The following is a 15,908-nucleotide window of genomic DNA, read 5'->3' on the forward strand; positions in this document are numbered from 1 at the left end:
TGCCTGTTTTCTCTTTATCTCTACTTCATCAATTCACTTACTGTATCCAGAAGGATCTGTGGAAGAACTCCAAAGGAGTAGCCCTTCTCAAGTCTTTCCGTAAACTTGTGTGCATCCTTTCCAAAGGGACCGATGTTTACAACAGGAAGGCTCAGTTCCTGCATTTCATCAAGTGGAAGCTTGTACTTGACACCGAAGCCCGGCATGTTAACCTTCAATGACTCCACCGCCTTCTCCTCCCTTGGTGCAGCTGCATAGCTAAGGTCGGAAATATATGGGTAGAACTTCTTGTTAACTATCTTGTACTGGTCTCCAGCATTGGCAATGGCCTTGTCAACTGCAGCCATTAGCTTCTTCTCCCTTTCTTCCTCTCCCTTGACAAAGATGTGTGGATAGTATGGAGGTGAGAAGTATCCTATTACAACAGGGTCCTTGTCTGACCACATTCCATGAACCATTTCAACCATCTTCAGGGCAAAGATTCTCTCATCTACATCTGGATCCTCAAGAAGCTCGGTTGACAGCTTCTCGATTCTTCTGTCAAGCTCCTCGCCCCTTTCAGCCCTTACCTTCTCAAGAAGCTCGTCATAGGACATAACCCTTGGCTCCCAAGGAAGCCTTTCAAATGGGTAGCTGCTCTGCTTTGCATATTCCTCATATTCCCTGTTCAGACTGTCCACAACATTCTGGAAGGCCTTTGTGGCTCCATCCTTCATCTTTCTCATTACCTGGTCAGGAGTTGAGTTATGGGTTGCATAGTTGAAGTACAGGTATGCGTATCTTGCTATCTGCACTGAGTATTCAGTCTTAAGGTCCTGCTGCCTCAGGGTTATTGGAGGAAGTGAAACCTCTCCGTCAGCATTGTCGCAGTAATCCATGTTAAGGTTGAACTCCCTTGTGATCTCAGATGCGATCTGGTTAGGGTCAAGGCCCTTGTATGGCTCCCCAACATGGGTTTCCTTGCCTGTGATGTAGAAGCTTGGCATAAGCTTTCCAACAGTTCCTACATATATATACCTGGTTTCATCCCCAACATATCTTGGAGCGGAGTAGTCCGTGTCCACAACCGCCAAGTAGTCATAGCCCTTTTCCTTCTTCAGCTTAACAAGCTCGGGAACAACCGAAAGCATTCCCCCTGAGTTTCCTTCCTCATCACACACTGCTGCGAAGATAAGGTTTCCTTCAAGCTCGTCAACGTTTTTTGAAAACTCCTCCATCATCACCATAAGGGTTGCAACTCCGAACTTCATGTCGAAGATACCCCTGCCGAAAAGGTAGTTTCCGGAGTCAAGGTCTTCCTTGGCCTCTGGTGATATTGTAACCTCATTCAGCTTCTGAGTAAGCTCATAGGGTTTAGTTGCAAACTCCTTCAGCTCGCCGTAGTCGCTTATTCCAACTGTATCAGTATGGCCTATGAAAACCAGTGTCTTTTTGTCGTTACCTTTTTTACCATTGATTGTTGCCATCAGAGATTTTCTTCCAACGGGATCCTCAATAACATCAACAAACTTGACATTCTCTGGATTTTCCTTGAAATAGTCCATCTCCATAAACTTGTCATGCACCAATTGGACAACATTGTTCTCTTCTGGAGTTCCCACAACGCCCAGCACATTTGTGAGCTCTACAGTGAGGTCCTCGATTCGCTTTGTCATATCCATAATAATCTCCTCCTTGTTGGTTCTGGTTCTATCATATCAAATTGTCGTATTTTTGACAATCTCTATGAAAAAAGAACCCTTCATATTTTTTTATCCTATTTCAGCCCTATTGAAGCAGGAACATCTAGAAAATCCCCAGGAAGGGGTTCCTGGGCATTTTGGTTCTAAATCGTAGTCACATGGAATAAATAGGGAATACTATCCTGTAGCTTCTTTTTGGCAAATTCAAGTTTTTCAAAATCGTCGTAAAGCCCGAACACAGATGCTCCACTTCCGCTCATAAGGGCTCCAAGTGCTCCGTTCTTCTCCATGGTTCTTTTAATTTCACCGATTATTGGATTTTCTGGAATTATGGCAGCTTCAAACACATTGAACATTTCCTCAGCCAGGCAATCCAAGTCGTCATTTTCTATACATTGGAGCATGGGCTCCATGGGCCTGTGGTTCTTCTGGATGATCAGTCTGCTGTAGGCATAGGCGCTTGAAATCCCAATTCCCGGATTTGCCAAAAGTACATGCTTGTCCCTGAAGGATTTAAGGCTTGTGAGCTTTTCACCTATTCCCCCTGCAAGGGCTGTCCCTCCCAGTACACAAAAGGGGATATCCGCTCCAATCCCTGCTCCAATATCCATAAGCTCCCTTCCAGTCATTCCAAGACCCCACATCCTGTTAAGCCCCCTGAGGACAGCCGCCCCGTTGGAGCTTCCACCTGCCAGGCCTGCAGCTACGGGTATATTCTTATGAATCTTGACTTTTATGCCGGTCTTTGTACCTGTAAGCCTAGCTAGCTCTTCCCAGGCCTTGTGCACAAGGTTTGTGTGGTCAAGGGGGACAAGGTTGTTGTCACATTCTATTTTAACACCATAGCCGCTCTCCTCTATGATAACTGTATCATGGAGGCTGATCTGCTGCATGATGCTGTTAATTTCGTGGTAGCCATCATCCCTTTTGTATAATACATCCAGGGCAAGATTTATCTTGCCGTAGGCATTCTCTTCTATTCTCAATGTGAATCTCTCCATTTTCTCTAGATTTATTCCAGACCATTATACCATAAAGGCTCATGTATAAATATATTTCGGCATAGAAAAACCTACCATGCGGTAGGTTGTCTTAAGAAATACTTATAAGTCTTTCTGCTTCGTCACAGATTGTAACTTCAACTGTTGATGTCAACACATCGGAATAGGTATATGAAACCGTCCTTGTGCTTTCATAATCATTGCTTATCCTAACTACAAATAAGCTTGGGTAGGCTGATTCAAGTACTCCCTCTCTCACTGTTGTCTTCTTTCTACCTCTGTTTGCTCTGAGTCTTACTTTTTTGCCTATGCACCCTTCCAGGTCTTTTTTGATCTGAGCTACACTATTCATACGGTTAGAGAACCACCTTCCATTTTATTCTCCCAAACTCTGGGGACAGAAGGAGTGTGTTAGGGACACTCATCATGTTAGTAGTATAGCACAATTGGAAGGTATTGTCAAGCAAACGAATTATTATACTATTATACCCCTAATTTGTCAATTACACGCTTTATATTTATTTTTAAAAAATATTTAATATATTTGTTCTTGACACATCCCATGTTTCACTAAACTCCCAGAAGCATTGTGGCAATTGAAAAATAGACAATCAAGCTGATTGCATCAACAAATGTAGTGATCAGGGGCCCAGCCATTATTGCGGGGTCAAGCTTAAATACCTTTGCAGCCATTGGTGCCAGTCCTCCAAGCAGCTTTGCGATTACAACCGTAACCACAAGGGTTAGGGATACTGTTAGGGATACCAGAAATCCAGCCCTGGTAATTAGCATAAGTCTTCCAAAATTTACTATGGCCAGAGCAACCCCTACCACAATGCTTATCCTGAACTCCTTCCAGAGGACCTTGGCCGCATCTCTGAGCTCTATTTCACCTGTTGCCATACCACGGATCACCAGGGTTGAAGCCTGGCTTCCGGAGCTACCTCCGGTGTTCATAAGCATGGGCATAAAGGATGCAAGGATTACAGCGGAGCTGAGGATTCCCTCATAGCTGCTGATTATCTGCCCTGATATGGTTGCTGCAACCATCAGCACCAGGAGCCAGACGATTCTCTGCTTCGCAAGATTGAATACGCTTGATGTCATATACGGGTCATCAGATGGTGACATTGCCGCCATCCTCTGGAAGTCCTCTGTGGCCTCCTGCTCCATGACGTCCATGATGTCATCAACTGTGATTATACCCGTTAGTCTTTTCTCCTTATCCACTACAGGAAGAGCCAGGAATCCGTATCTTCTGAACACGGTTGCTACCGTTTCCTGGTCGTCATGGGTTTCAACATATATTACATCGTCCTCCATCAGGTCTGCAATAACTGCCTCCTCAGGGGAGACCACCAGTAGCCTTAATGATATTATTCCCTCAAGCTTCCTGTTCCTGTTTGTGACATAACAGGTATAGACCGTTTCCTTTGCAAGACCGGTCTCCTTGATATGCTCCATGGCCTCCTTGACGGTCATGGATTGCTTCAGCTCCACATACTCGATCGTCATTAGGCTTCCCGCTGAGTCCGGTGGATACTTCAAAAACTGGTTAATCAGCTTTCTCTCCTCAGCTGTGGAGTGCTTAAGTACCTTGCTTACTATGTTTGCAGGCATCTCCTCAATAAGGTCGATCATATCGTCAAAGAACAGCTCCTCAACTATATTTTTGACCTCCTTGTCGGTTATGGCTTCAATTATTTCCCTTTGACTCTCTGCCTCAAAGTGGGCGAAAACCTCAACCGCCAAATCCTTTGGAAGCATCCTGAAAATTAGTAGGGTATTGTGCAGATCCAGCTCATCAAGGATTTCCGCTATGTCCACCTCGTTAAGGTCCTCCAGGATTTTCTTGATCCTGAAGTATTTCTTATCCTCAATCAGCTGAAGAATCTCCTCAAGGATTTCATCTATTGTTTTTAATTCATCCATATTATTCCTCCTTTTTGGTTATTTTTGGAGGAACCTCCAGTCAGAGCTCTGACCATGGCTCCAAAATGTCTTCTTAAAACTGTCGGGTAAAGGACTCGAGTCCACAATCATCACTCCTTTTCGAATTCTTGTTTCCAAGATTAATGGTTTGGATCTATACTTTATGTTTTAATATTTGCTTTGATATTGATTTAAATCATCCATTTGCTATATTCCCAATAGGATTGAGGCCATTGAAAAGTATACAATAAGGCTCAATGCATCAGCTATTGTAGTTATCAGGGGTCCTGCCATGATTGCAGGGTCCAGCTTAAGCTTTTTTGCGGCTATGGGTAGCATCCCTCCCAAAAGCTTTGCTATTACAACAGTAAACATGAGTGTAAGAGATACCAATATTCCAATCAGATAATCGGTTCTTACAATAAAGAGAAGCCTGAGGAAATTAACCGCTGCAAGGGCACCACCAACCATAAGTGCAATCCTAAACTCCTTCCATAGAACCTTTGGGGCGTCCTTCATCTGGATTTCCCCAGTGGCCAGTCCACGGATTATAAGTGTTGAGGACTGACTGCCGGAGTTTCCTCCCGTGTCCATAAGCATCGGAACAAAGGATGTAAGTACAACAACTGCGCTTAATATATCCTCATAGCGTGAAATGATATTGCCTGAAATTGTGGCTGAAACCATTAGAATCAGGAGCCAAAGGATCCTTTGTTTGGCAAGGACCATAACCTTGGTGTTAAGATAAGCTTCCTCGGAGGGAGCCATGGCAGCCATCCTCTGGAAGTCCTCCGTCGCCTCCTGCTCCATTACTTCCATGATATCATCAACAGTAATTATACCTGTTAGTCTCTTTTCATTATCCACAACTGGAATTGCAAGAAATCCGTACTTTCTAAAGAGTCCAGCGACAGATTCCTGGTCATCGTGGGTGTTTGCGTATATTATATCGTCCTCCATCAGGTCCTCTATGACAGCTTCCTTGTCTGATACAACAAGAAGCCTCAGGGACACTATCCCTTCCAGCTTTCTGTTTTGGTCAGTGACATAGCAGGTGTACACAGTCTCTTTTGTTATCCCTGTCTCCTTTATGTGCTTGAGGGCTTCCCCAACGGTCATTTGCTTCTTCAGATCCACATATTCTATTGTCATTATGCTTCCTGCTGATTCCTGAGGGTACATAAGGAACTGATTTATCAGCTTTCTCTCTTCCTCAGTGGAGTGTTTCAGCACCTTCTTGACAATGTTTGCAGGCATCTCCTCGATAAGGTCAATCATATCGTCAAAGAACAGCTCCTCTACGATATTCTTAACCTCCTTATCGGTTATCGCTTCGATTATTTCCAATTGTCGATCATGTTCAAAATGTGCGAAAACATCAACCGCCAAATCCTTAGGCAGCATCCTGAATATAAGCAGGGTGTCGTGCAAGTCAAGCTCATCCAGGACATCTGCTATATCTACCTCGTTAAGTTCCTGTAGTGTCTTTTTTATCTGGACATACTTCTTTTCCTCAATCAAGTCCAGAATCTCCTCCAGGATTTCATCAATTGTCTTTAGTTCATCCATAGTATTCCCCCCTTAAGTATTATTGGAGGAACCTCCGGTCAGAGCTCTGACCATGGCTCCAAAATGTCTTTATGCAACTGTCGGGTAAAGGACTGGAATCCATAATCATCACTCCCTTCTGTTTCTTGTCTATCCTTTATTATAACACAGTTTTTTACTAATTCACAATTCAAGATTGATAGATTTAACCAGGGCATGGGTAACACTTTTAGGTGAAATCTAAAGAAGTAAGAAGTAAAAAGTGGAAAGTGGAAAGTTGTAGTGAAAGATTAGATTCTTCGCGATGTTCAGAATGACAGAGGGCCATGTCGAGCTTGTCCAGAAATCCCCAGGCTGATGGCACACAAAAAAAGACAGACCATATTGGCCTGTCCCAGAATTAAATCAAATTAGCAGCTTGATGCAACTCCGTCTGGATAAACGCTGAATCCACGTCTTAACCAGTTGTCGCTGAAATCAACAGTAAAGCTTCCGAAATTCTCAGTGATTAGATCTTCCATAACAAAATGGAAATCTTCAACCTTAACCTCAATGTCCTCATCTTTTAGCTCGTCCAGAGCCAATCCAAATGTAGGACCGCCTCAACCATAGCCTGCGATATAGATTCTCAACAATTTGTCTTCGTTCTTCTTATTTGCAAGTACTTTCTTCAGCTCATCCTTGGCTGTACTTGTAATTTCGATATTCATCATATTCCTCCTTCTTTATATACCCCTGTACGGTATTGCTTTCTTTATTCTACAATATAATATTTTTGTAGTCAAGTCAAATTTAAAATAATTATTTAAATCTCCTACCTGGAATTATGAAGTCCACGATCCCCAGCACCAATGCTCCCAACAGAGCTCCAAACAAGGTAATTGAAAATCCGTCAACTATATATCTGGTCAGATAAAGGATAGCCGCACTTACCAAAAATCCGGTCAATCCCGCTCCAAAGGGCGAAGCCTTGACTCCTAGAAATTCTACTGCTGCCCAGCTTAACAGTCCAACTACAGCAGCTGCTATAAAAAGGGTTCCAAAGCCTCCCGCTATGGAGAATCCTGGTGTGAAAAAAGCAGCTATTCCAAGAACAACCGCAGATACCAGGATCTTAATAAGCAATGCAAATATACCCCTGTTTTTCATAAGCATCCCTCCTCAGTTATATATATCCTGTTCCAGGGATATTCAAACAATAGGAGGGCTTTAGTGGTGGATGTCCTTGGGAGCTATAGATGTCAAAAAACAAAAAGAACCGTCCCCGGTGTTTGTTATGGATACATAAGCAGGTGTCAATATCTTAGAAAAAGTTCAAAAATAAATGTAGCAATATCAGAGTTTATATGCTACTATATTACTAAGGATTAAAAGGAGGGAAGTATCAATGCAAGTAACTAAAGATATGCTTATCGGTGAGCTTATTAGGAAAAAGCCTGAAGCTATAGAAATTCTACTTAGATTCGGCATGGGTTGTGTAGGATGTCCTTCAAGCCAGATGGAAAGTCTGGAAGAAGCAGCCATGGTACACGGACTAGACCTTAACAAGCTTATGGAAGCTCTGAACAACTAATTGAGTAAAAACTGAATCAAAAATAAAACGCTGGGATGAAATTCATCTCAGCGTTTTTTATTTTCCTGTTAAACCTTATGCATCCAGAAGTGAGTCGATCTTCTCCTTGTCAAAGCCTACTATTTCATTACCATTGATTACAACCACAGGAACACCCATGTGTCCCATTGCCATCAATTCTTTTCTTGCATCCTTGTCAGTTGAAACATTTTTCTCAACATAGGAAACACCTTTTTCAGTAAGATGATTCTTTGCAAGTGTACAGTAAGGACATGTACTGCTTGTATAAACTATAACTTCGTTCACATCAATTCCCCCTTAATTTAATTCCTGACATCATTGTACCCCCTCAGGGTATAATTGTCAACAAATCTCTATTTCTTTTCTACCCACAAAGCTAATTCATAAACCGTCCCCTAAAAATAACACAAAGGGACCGGTTCTTTTTGTGTTTTTTGTCTTGTTATAGGTTGGGTAGCTCTCTTGCAAGGCGGACGTAGTCGTCCATCTCCAGGTCCTCTCCCCGGACCGACTCCTCTATTCCCGCACGCTTCAGCGCTTCCCTGATCGCTTCCTTGTCTGCCAGGAGACCATAGGTTGAAAGGGCATTTATAAGGGTCTTCCTCCTTTTGGAAAAGGCTGCCCTCACCAGCTTGAAGTAGCTGTCCCTGTTGGTGTCCGGAAGCTCCTTCCTGACATTTAGCTTAATAACCGAGCTGTCTATCTTTGGCTGGGGCATGAAAACTGTCTTTGGAACCTTCATCATTATCTGGGGCTCAGTGTAGAAGCCCACAAAGAGGGTAAGTGATCCGTAGTCCTTGGTGTGGGGCTTTGCAACCATCCGGTCGGCAACCTCCTTCTGGACCATAACACTGATGGATTGGAGGGGAAGGTCCTCTTCAATAAGCCTTCCTATTATGGGGGTTGTAACATAGTATGGAAGATTGGCAACAACCTTCACAGATTGGCCTTCGCACTTGTCTTCTATTATCTCCTTCAAGGGCAGCTTCAATACATCTCCATAGACAACATCCACATTGTCATAGGGCTCCAGGGTTTCAGCAAGGACAGGTCTCAACCTTTCGTCTATCTCAATGGCTATGACCTTCTTTGCATTGAGGGCCAGCTCCTCTGTAAGGGTTCCCATGCCTGGACCAATTTCAATGACATAGTCATCCTTTGTTATGTCAGCGCTTTTTACAATTTTTCTTACGATATTTCCGTCTATGAGGAAATTCTGTCCCAACCCCTTAGAGAAGGTGAAACCGTGACGGTCCAGAACCTCCCTTACCTGGCTTGGGGAATACAGTCTTTTATTCTCCATCCTTTTCTATCCTTTCCATTGCCTTTAAAAATTCCTCCCTGGACACCCCAAGATTGTTCAGTCTGTTCAAGAGCTGCTTTCCGTTGGTGTATCCTATTCCGAGAATCTCCCCAAGCTTTTCCCTCTTTTCCTTGGAGCCGGGTCCTCCTGCCAGGTTAAACAAAAGCAGATCTTCTCTTTGGAAATTCTCTTCAGCCTCAACCAGGTTTGGCCTTGCCTTTTCTATGGCTTCCCTTATGTCCTCAGGAGTTGCATTCTCTATACCGATGTTGCCCTTCTTGAGAGCCTTTCCCTGGGGAAGGAATGCATGCTTGCAGTCGGGGATGTGCTTTGATAGGTCTCTTCTTATCCTCTCTCCACCGTAGTCGGGATCTGTCAGGATTATTATTCCCCTTCTCCTGTGGATGGACTTTAGGGTCTCTATCAACTTTCTTCCATATCCAAATCCATTTGTGGCAATCACTTCGCACTGAAGGGCTGCCTTTACCGCTGAGATATCATCTTTTCCTTCAACCACTATCACTTCCTTGATCATATGCTTCACTGACCCTTTCTTTGGATTCCAAAGAACCTGAACACATTCTCACTAGTTGCCTGGGCAACCTCCTGGAAGGTGACTCCCTTTTCCCGGGCAATCCTTTGGGCTACATACTTCACATACATGGGCTCGTTTCTCTTTCCCCTGTATGGCTCCGGGGTAAGGTATGGACTGTCTGTCTCAATCAGGAGCCTGTCAAGGGGTACCACCTTTGCAACCTCACGTGAAACCCTGGCATTCTTGAAGGTGACAGGGCCCCCAAGGGAAATAAAAAAGCCCAGTTTCAGATATTCCACTGCCATCTCCGCACTGCCTGAATAGCAGTGAAGCAGACACTTTAGCCTTCCATCACCTGCCGCCTCCTTGAGGATGTCAAAGGTCTCCTGGGCCGCATCCCTTGTGTGGATAACGACGGGAAGGTCCAATTCCTTTGCAAGCTCAATCTGTTCCTTGAACCATTTTCTCTGAATATCCCTGGGGGAGTTGTCATAGTAGAAGTCAAGGCCGATTTCACCGATGGCAACGACCTTGTCCTCCTTTAGGAGCTCCCTGATCTCCCTCAGGTCCCCTCCCTCAAGATCCTTTGCCGAATGGGGATGAACCCCCACCACGGCATATATGTTATCGTGTTTTTTTGCAAGGTCAACAGCAGCTCTGCTGGAATCCACATCAGCCCCTACATTTATAACCATATCTATTCCATTGTCCTTCAAACTTCCTATGAGTTTCTCCCTGTCTGGGTCAAACCTGCGGTCATCCAGATGGGCATGACTGTCTATTAACATAAATTACCTCCTATGAAACTGTTGCTCCGTCTTCAATGTCCTCAAGGGTTGAAAGGAGTGTCAGCTTTCCGTCAGCATCCTGGGCTGCAAGTATCATTCCCCTTGATTCTATGCCTCTCAGCTTAACAGGCTTCAGGTTGGCCACCACAATAACTTTCTTTCCTATAAGGTCCTCAGGTGCGTACCACTGCTTTATGCCTGATACAACCTGTCTTTCCTCATCCCCCACCTTAAGGGTCAGCACAAGGAGCTTGTCGGCCTTAGGATGGTCCTCACAGGCAACAACCTTGGCCACCTTGAACTTGACCTTGGCAAAGTCGTCTATTGTGATCAGCTCTTCCTCTTCTGTCTCCTCTGCCGCCTCTGCCACCACTGCTTTTTCTTCAGGCTTGTTGGCATTCTTGGCTGCCATTCTCTTCTCTATAAGTGCATTGTTGGCGTTGTTCAGTCTTTCAAGCTCGGCCTGGATGTCAAGTCTTGGGAATATGATGCCGCCCTTTTTCACCTTGGTGCCTTCAATAAGGAGACCCCACTCCTTGGCATTGTCCCAGACCACCTCTTCATCTATTCCAAGCTGCTTTCTGATTTCATCTGATGTCATTACCATAAAGGGCTTGATGAGGATTGAAACGATCCTCAGACTTTCTGACAGGTTGTAGAGAATTGTGTCAAGTCTGTCAGCATTCTCTTCCTTCCAGGGCATGGTCTCGTCAACGTACTTGTTGGTCCTTCTGATCAGCTTCCATACCTCTTCAAGGGCATTTGAAAAGTTCAGGTTCTCCATAAAGGCATCCACCTTGTGGACTGTCCCTGTTGCCATCTGGATAAGTGAATCGTCGATCTCCTCGGTCTTCTTTGGTGATGGAAGAATACCATCGTTGTATTTTTCAACCATTGATACGGTTCTGCTCACAAGGTTGCCCAGGTCATTTGCAAGGTCTGAGTTCAGCCTTTGCAGGAACTTCTCCCTTGAGAAGGACCCGTCCTGGCCGAATGAGAATTCCCTCAAGAGGAAGTACTTGAAGGCATCTATTCCATAAAGGTCAATTATTGGCTCCGGATAGATGATGTTTCCCTTTGATTTTGACATCTTGTCATCATCAAAGAGGATCCAGCCGTGGCCGAAGACCTTCTTCGGCAGCGGCAGGTCAAGGGCCATTAAAATTGCAGGCCATATTATTGTATGGAACCTAACTATTTCTTTACCCACAAGATGTACATCGGCCGGCCAGAACTTATTGAAGTTCTCCTCATTGTCAGTTCCATAGCCAAGGGCTGTAAGGTAGCATGACAGGGCATCTATCCATACGTATACAACGTGCTTGTCATCAAAGGGTACCTTGATTCCCCAGTCAAAGCTGCTTCTGGATACGCTCAAATCATCCAGTCCGTCCTTTAGGAAGTTGTTGATCATCTCGTTTTTTCTGCTTTCAGGCTGTATGAAGCCCGGGTTGTCCTCGTAAAGCTTAAGAAGCTTGTCCCTGTATTTGGAAAGCTTGAAGAAGTATGCCTCCTCCTTTTCAAGGTGGGTCTCCCTTCCACAGTCCGGGCACTTGTTGCCATCAACCAGCTGTGACTCAGCCCAGAAGGATTCACAAGGTGTGCAGTATGCCCCCTCGTATTGGTCCTTGTAGATTTCTCCCTTTTCATAAAGCTTTGTAAAGATGTCAGCTATGGCCTTTTCGTGGTGCTCGTCGGTGCTCCTTATGAATGAATCGTAGTCGATCTCAAGCATCTTCCACAGGTCCTTGATGTCCGCAACTATCTTGTCAACATACGCCTTTGGAGTCATGTTGTTCTCCTGAGCCTTCTCCTGGATCTTCTGGCCGTGCTCGTCTGAGCCTGTTGTAAAGAATACGTCGTACCCCTGGAGCTTCTTATATCTCTTTATGCTGTCCGCTGCAACCGTAGTGTAGGTATGTCCGATATGAAGGTTGTCACTGGGATAGTAAATGGGTGTGGTCAAATAAAACGTCTTTTTCATCTGCCTCTTCCTCTCCTTAATATATTTTTAAATTATAAAAGCCTCCATCTCAATAGAGACGAAGGCTACTTCGCGGTACCACTCTAATTATCAGCATCTCGCAATGCTGACCTCAGCAGGTTCTTAACCTTGCAACTTAACGACTGCCGCCGTCCCGGCCTACATATCGGCCGGAAAATTCAGGGACCATCTTCGACAAGCTTCCTTTCACCGGTTTTCCACCATCCCCGGCTCTCTTAAGAAAGTAGACCTCTACTCTTCCCTTCATTACCTTTAAGTCTCGATTACTAAATATTATAGCCTATTTGGTGAATTAGTCAAGTTTTTGAGAAATCGCAATATCTCCTGTAGATTAGTTTTTTGCTTAAATGCCCTCAAACCGTTGCAATACCAATGCTTACAGCCACCTTTACACCAATCTCATTGTCAGAATATTCCGGATATATTAGCAAAAATTTGACAAGTTGGATTTTTTGGTTTATTATACATGGAGCATCACAAATAGTTACAAATTGGTTACAATCTGTAACAAAATTAAAGGAGGAGAATTATGGACAATACCAGAGCCAACTCGGCTAAAAAGGTAGTGGTCCTCTTACTTCTAGCTATAGTAATGACAATATCATTGGGAGTTAGTTCCTACCAGGGGGCAGAAATAACACTCACAGTGGAGGGTGAGACGGTTCAGATGGTCTCATATTCAGCAACAGTTGAGGAGCTTCTAATGGACGAGGAGATTGAGTTTGGCAAGGATACACTTGTTGAGCCCGGTCTGGACACACTATTGACACCAGGATTAAAGATTACCGTAACAGACCCAAAAACGTACACAGTTGTTTTCAAGGATGATGTGTATGAACTCAAATCCTACAACACGAGGGTTGAAGACATTCTTGAAGACGCAGACATAAATATCGGACCCAAGGATTTTTCAACACCTGCCTTGGATTCAGAAGTAAGGACAAATACCACGATAGAGTTTTTCCAGGTTGAGGAAAAGCTGAGGGTGGAAAACACCTCTATTCCATTTGAGACAGAGGTAATAAATAACATAAGACTGGACAAGGGTATTACAAATACTCTCCAGGAAGGAAAAGACGGATCAAAAAGATCACACATTAAGGATATATACATTAATGGTGAAATGTCTTCATCTGTCGTAGTCCTTGATACCGTAGTGTCGGAGCCCGTCTCTCAGGTAATCGAGAGAGGAGTCAACGATGTGGTATCCACATCAAGAGGAGATGTGCGATTTAAAGAGGCACTAATCTTAAATGCCAGCGCCTATGATCTTTCCTTTGCAAGCACTGGAAAGAGACCTGGTGACCCGGGCTATGGAATTACAGCCTCAGGAACAACTGCACGACCTGGAACCGTGGCAGTTGACCCTCGCGTCATTCCCTTGGGGACCAAGCTTTATGTGGAGTCCCTGGATGGATCGAGAGATTATGGATTTGCTATAGCTGAAGATACTGGAGGAGCAATTAAGGGATATAAGATCGACCTGTTTTACAATTCTAACGCCGCTGCCATGAGCTTCGGACGAAGAGATGTAAAGGTCTATATTCTGGACTAAACTGAAATAGATATCGCTTTTGCGATATCTATTTTTTCATTCCCTAATTTTCAGCTCAAACACCTTTGTGCTGACAGGGGCGTTTTCAATTCCATGGGGGTGCCTGAACTCCCCTCCCCCGTTTGCAAGGCCTTCCTGATCGAAAAGACATCGAATGGAAAGGTCAGCGACCTTCCGCTCATCCTGTGCCTGAATGTGCCTTTTTATGACTGAATGGGGCAAGAGGCAGGATGCCTGGGTGGCATTGTGGATCACCAGAAGATACCCTCCATTCCCCCTTATGGTATAAGCTATAACAGGACAGCTTGCTCCATCCTCTATGAACCTTAGCTTTTCCCTGATTTCTTCCGGATCGTCCATCCTGAACTCGGCCCTGTCCTTTCTGAAGCTGATCAGGTCCTTGATGTAGTTGAAAAAATCCAGGTTCTCCTCCTTAAGAGACCAGTCAATTCCATTTATGGAAAGTGGGGCATTGTAGGTGTTCTCCCTGCCTCCCTTGGTCCTGAGGAACTCGTTTCCTGCATGAATGAAGGGGACGCCCTGGGAGAGGATCAGGATTGCATGGATAAACTTGTTGTAATCCTTGATTTCTTCCCCGGTCTTGTTTGGAAACACCTTAAGGAGCTTATCCTGGAGAATCAGATTGTCATGGGAGTTGGCATAGTTTATGGTCTCCCTTGCCATTGAGGCAAAACCAATCCTTGACTCGTCATAGAATATGGACCCGGCGATCCCGGTTTCAGTTGCCCTCTTATGGTCCAGATTACCCTGGGCAAACCCCAGCTCATACCCGTCGTTGTCACCCTTTATTGCATTTCTGAAGTTGTCGTTGAAAAGGGAGAAGTGAAGCCGTCCCTGCTTACCCTTAGAGGTTGTCTTTTGTGAAGGTAGGGTGGTTATTCCACCCATCCAGGGCTCTCCGTATATCAGGACGTCCTTCTTTATCTTTCTGAGCCTTTCAACAGCCATTTCAACCGTATCTATATCAATAAGTGCCATCAGGTCAAACCTGAAACCATCAACCCTGTACTCCTTTAGCCAATACTCAAGGCTGTCCAGTATAAACCTTCTGGTCATGGGGTTCTGTGTGTCCAGCTCGTTACCAACACCTGACCCGTTTGAGAAGGAACCGTCCTCGGTTATTCTGTAATAATAATCCGGAACCAGAATATTGAAGTTTGAATCCCTGCTCCTGAAGGTGTGGTTGTAAACAACATCTAGAACCACCTTCAGCCCTGCCTGATGAAGTGCCATGACAAGGGTCTTGAACTCCATGATCCTGGTTTCTGCCCTGTGAGGATCCATTGAATAGGACCCCTCAGGCACGTTGTATAGCTCCGGGTCATAGCCCCAGTTATAGTTGTCATCCCTGTTGGCATACTCCCTTTCCTCACGAACGGAAATAAAATCATTAACAGGCATCAGGTGCACATGGGTTATCCCAAGCTCAACAAGGTGATCGATTCCGGTCTTCAGGTCCTTATACCTTGTTCCTCCTTCAGCCATACCCAGATATGTTCCCTTTCGACCTGCCCCTGAGGTTTCATCTCCCGAAAAATCCTTTATGTGGGTCTCATAGATGAATGCATCCACAGGGGATATCTCCCCAGGTTCACGGTGGTCATGCCACCCCTCGGGATCAGTATCCCTAAGGTCTATTATGGCTGACCTTAAGGAATTGCAGGATGACCCGATGCTGTAGGGGTCGGTCACCTCATATTTTCCTTCAACTACATAAGTGTAGTATCTGCCCTTCAGGTCACCTTCTATCTCTATGAAAAAGGTTCCATCCTCATCCTTTTTCATTGGGTATTCCTTTCTTCTGATGCTTTTGGAATCCTCATAGACCCTCAGGGTTATGTCACTTCTTACAGGGGAGAATACCCTGAAAATGGTCATTTCCGGGCTGTAATCCATCCCAAGCTTCTTGTCTGTTGTTATCTTCATGTGTACTGACATATCTGA

General features: G+C 44.6%; 15 protein-coding genes and 1 other annotated feature. Of the genes, 2 read left to right on the forward strand and 13 right to left on the reverse strand.

Annotated elements, in window-relative coordinates; all coding sequences use genetic code 11:
* Positions 1-20 precede the first annotated feature (20 nt).
* From ACKVDP_RS09835 to ACKVDP_RS09865, 7 genes are all read right to left on the reverse strand, one after another.
* Complete coding sequence (locus tag ACKVDP_RS09835; protein WP_409228665.1) at positions 21-1,661, reverse strand: M20/M25/M40 family metallo-hydrolase; 1,641 nt, start codon at positions 1,659-1,661, stop codon at positions 21-23.
* A gap of 164 nt (positions 1,662-1,825) precedes the next feature.
* Complete coding sequence (gene ispE, locus ACKVDP_RS09840) at positions 1,826-2,668, reverse strand: 4-(cytidine 5'-diphospho)-2-C-methyl-D-erythritol kinase (RefSeq protein ID WP_409228666.1); 843 nt, start codon at positions 2,666-2,668, stop codon at positions 1,826-1,828.
* Between the two features lie 106 nt (positions 2,669-2,774).
* The gene (locus ACKVDP_RS09845; protein WP_409228667.1) at positions 2,775-3,035 is read right to left on the reverse strand and encodes a Veg family protein; all 261 of its coding nucleotides are present in this window, start codon (positions 3,033-3,035) and stop codon (positions 2,775-2,777) included.
* A gap of 218 nt (positions 3,036-3,253) precedes the next feature.
* Complete coding sequence (gene mgtE, locus ACKVDP_RS09850; protein ID WP_409228668.1) at positions 3,254-4,615, reverse strand: magnesium transporter; 1,362 nt, start codon at positions 4,613-4,615, stop codon at positions 3,254-3,256.
* A gap of 207 nt (positions 4,616-4,822) precedes the next feature.
* Positions 4,823-6,184, reverse strand: coding sequence for a magnesium transporter (gene mgtE, locus ACKVDP_RS09855; protein WP_409228669.1), 1,362 nt, complete (start codon positions 6,182-6,184; stop codon positions 4,823-4,825).
* A gap of 389 nt (positions 6,185-6,573) precedes the next feature.
* Positions 6,574-6,873, reverse strand: coding sequence for an iron-sulfur cluster biosynthesis family protein (locus ACKVDP_RS09860; protein WP_409228670.1), 300 nt, complete (start codon positions 6,871-6,873; stop codon positions 6,574-6,576).
* 91 nt (positions 6,874-6,964) lie between these two features.
* Positions 6,965-7,312, reverse strand: a complete 348-nt coding sequence (locus ACKVDP_RS09865) for a phage holin family protein (protein ID WP_409228671.1) — start codon at positions 7,310-7,312, stop codon at positions 6,965-6,967.
* 238 nt (positions 7,313-7,550) lie between these two features.
* On the opposite strand from ACKVDP_RS09865, the gene ACKVDP_RS09870 reads away from it, so the two are divergent.
* Complete coding sequence (locus ACKVDP_RS09870) at positions 7,551-7,736, forward strand: DUF1858 domain-containing protein (RefSeq protein WP_409228672.1); 186 nt, start codon at positions 7,551-7,553, stop codon at positions 7,734-7,736.
* Between the two features lie 75 nt (positions 7,737-7,811).
* Here ACKVDP_RS09870 and ACKVDP_RS09875 read toward each other — a convergent pair whose 3' ends face one another.
* The 5 genes from ACKVDP_RS09875 to metG all read right to left on the reverse strand — a co-directional run bounded on the left by ACKVDP_RS09875 (position 7,812) and on the right by metG (position 12,367).
* Positions 7,812-8,042 carry a glutaredoxin family protein gene (locus ACKVDP_RS09875; RefSeq protein WP_409228673.1) on the reverse strand — a complete coding sequence of 77 codons (231 nt, stop codon included), beginning with the start codon at positions 8,040-8,042 and terminating at the stop codon, positions 7,812-7,814.
* 157 nt (positions 8,043-8,199) lie between these two features.
* Complete coding sequence (gene rsmA, locus ACKVDP_RS09880) at positions 8,200-9,060, reverse strand: 16S rRNA (adenine(1518)-N(6)/adenine(1519)-N(6))-dimethyltransferase RsmA (protein ID WP_409228674.1); 861 nt, start codon at positions 9,058-9,060, stop codon at positions 8,200-8,202.
* Positions 9,050-9,595 carry a ribonuclease M5 gene (gene rnmV, locus ACKVDP_RS09885; RefSeq protein WP_409228699.1) on the reverse strand — a complete coding sequence of 182 codons (546 nt, stop codon included), beginning with the start codon at positions 9,593-9,595 and terminating at the stop codon, positions 9,050-9,052. Before rnmV ends, rsmA begins: the two co-directional genes overlap by 11 nt.
* 5 nt (positions 9,596-9,600) lie before the next feature.
* Positions 9,601-10,383, reverse strand: coding sequence for a TatD family hydrolase (locus ACKVDP_RS09890; protein ID WP_409228676.1), 783 nt, complete (start codon positions 10,381-10,383; stop codon positions 9,601-9,603).
* A gap of 10 nt (positions 10,384-10,393) precedes the next feature.
* Positions 10,394-12,367, reverse strand: coding sequence for a methionine--tRNA ligase (gene metG, locus ACKVDP_RS09895; RefSeq protein WP_409228677.1), 1,974 nt, complete (start codon positions 12,365-12,367; stop codon positions 10,394-10,396).
* 51 nt (positions 12,368-12,418) lie between these two features.
* Positions 12,419-12,644 (reverse strand) — a binding site (T-box leader).
* A 273-nt stretch (positions 12,645-12,917) separates the two neighbouring features.
* Here metG and ACKVDP_RS09900 point away from each other — a divergent pair.
* On the forward strand, positions 12,918-13,943 hold the full coding sequence (locus ACKVDP_RS09900) for a 3D domain-containing protein (RefSeq protein ID WP_409228678.1): 1,026 nt from the start codon (positions 12,918-12,920) through the stop codon (positions 13,941-13,943).
* A gap of 36 nt (positions 13,944-13,979) precedes the next feature.
* Here ACKVDP_RS09900 and pulA read toward each other — a convergent pair whose 3' ends face one another.
* Positions 13,980-15,902, reverse strand: coding sequence for a type I pullulanase (gene pulA / locus ACKVDP_RS09905; RefSeq protein WP_409228679.1), 1,923 nt, complete (start codon positions 15,900-15,902; stop codon positions 13,980-13,982).
* Positions 15,903-15,908 lie beyond the last annotated feature (6 nt).

The organism is Gudongella ferriphila (genome assembly GCF_046224405.1).
Lineage (GTDB): Bacteria > Bacillota > Clostridia > Tissierellales > Tissierellaceae > Gudongella.

What these genes read in the sequence shown, in the direction of transcription:
- ACKVDP_RS09835 (WP_409228665.1), bottom strand. Translation starts at nt 1,661, where the DNA reads ATGGATATGACAAAGCGAATCGAGGACCTCACTGTAGAGCTCACAAAT.
- ACKVDP_RS09845 (WP_409228667.1), bottom strand. Translation starts at nt 3,035, where the DNA reads ATGAATAGTGTAGCTCAGATCAAAAAAGACCTGGAAGGGTGCATAGGC.
- mgtE (WP_409228668.1), bottom strand. Translation starts at nt 4,615, where the DNA reads ATGGATGAATTAAAAACAATAGATGAAATCCTTGAGGAGATTCTTCAG.
- mgtE (WP_409228669.1), bottom strand. Translation starts at nt 6,184, where the DNA reads ATGGATGAACTAAAGACAATTGATGAAATCCTGGAGGAGATTCTGGAC.
- ACKVDP_RS09865 (WP_409228671.1), bottom strand. Translation starts at nt 7,312, where the DNA reads ATGAAAAACAGGGGTATATTTGCATTGCTTATTAAGATCCTGGTATCT.
- ACKVDP_RS09870 (WP_409228672.1), top strand. Translation starts at nt 7,551, where the DNA reads ATGCAAGTAACTAAAGATATGCTTATCGGTGAGCTTATTAGGAAAAAG.
- rsmA (WP_409228674.1), bottom strand. Translation starts at nt 9,060, where the DNA reads ATGGAGAATAAAAGACTGTATTCCCCAAGCCAGGTAAGGGAGGTTCTG.
- rnmV (WP_409228699.1), bottom strand. Translation starts at nt 9,595, where the DNA reads ATGATCAAGGAAGTGATAGTGGTTGAAGGAAAAGATGATATCTCAGCG.
- ACKVDP_RS09890 (WP_409228676.1), bottom strand. Translation starts at nt 10,383, where the DNA reads ATGTTAATAGACAGTCATGCCCATCTGGATGACCGCAGGTTTGACCCA.
- metG (WP_409228677.1), bottom strand. Translation starts at nt 12,367, where the DNA reads ATGAAAAAGACGTTTTATTTGACCACACCCATTTACTATCCCAGTGAC.
- ACKVDP_RS09900 (WP_409228678.1), top strand. Translation starts at nt 12,918, where the DNA reads ATGGACAATACCAGAGCCAACTCGGCTAAAAAGGTAGTGGTCCTCTTA.
- pulA (WP_409228679.1), bottom strand. Translation starts at nt 15,902, where the DNA reads ATGTCAGTACACATGAAGATAACAACAGACAAGAAGCTTGGGATGGAT.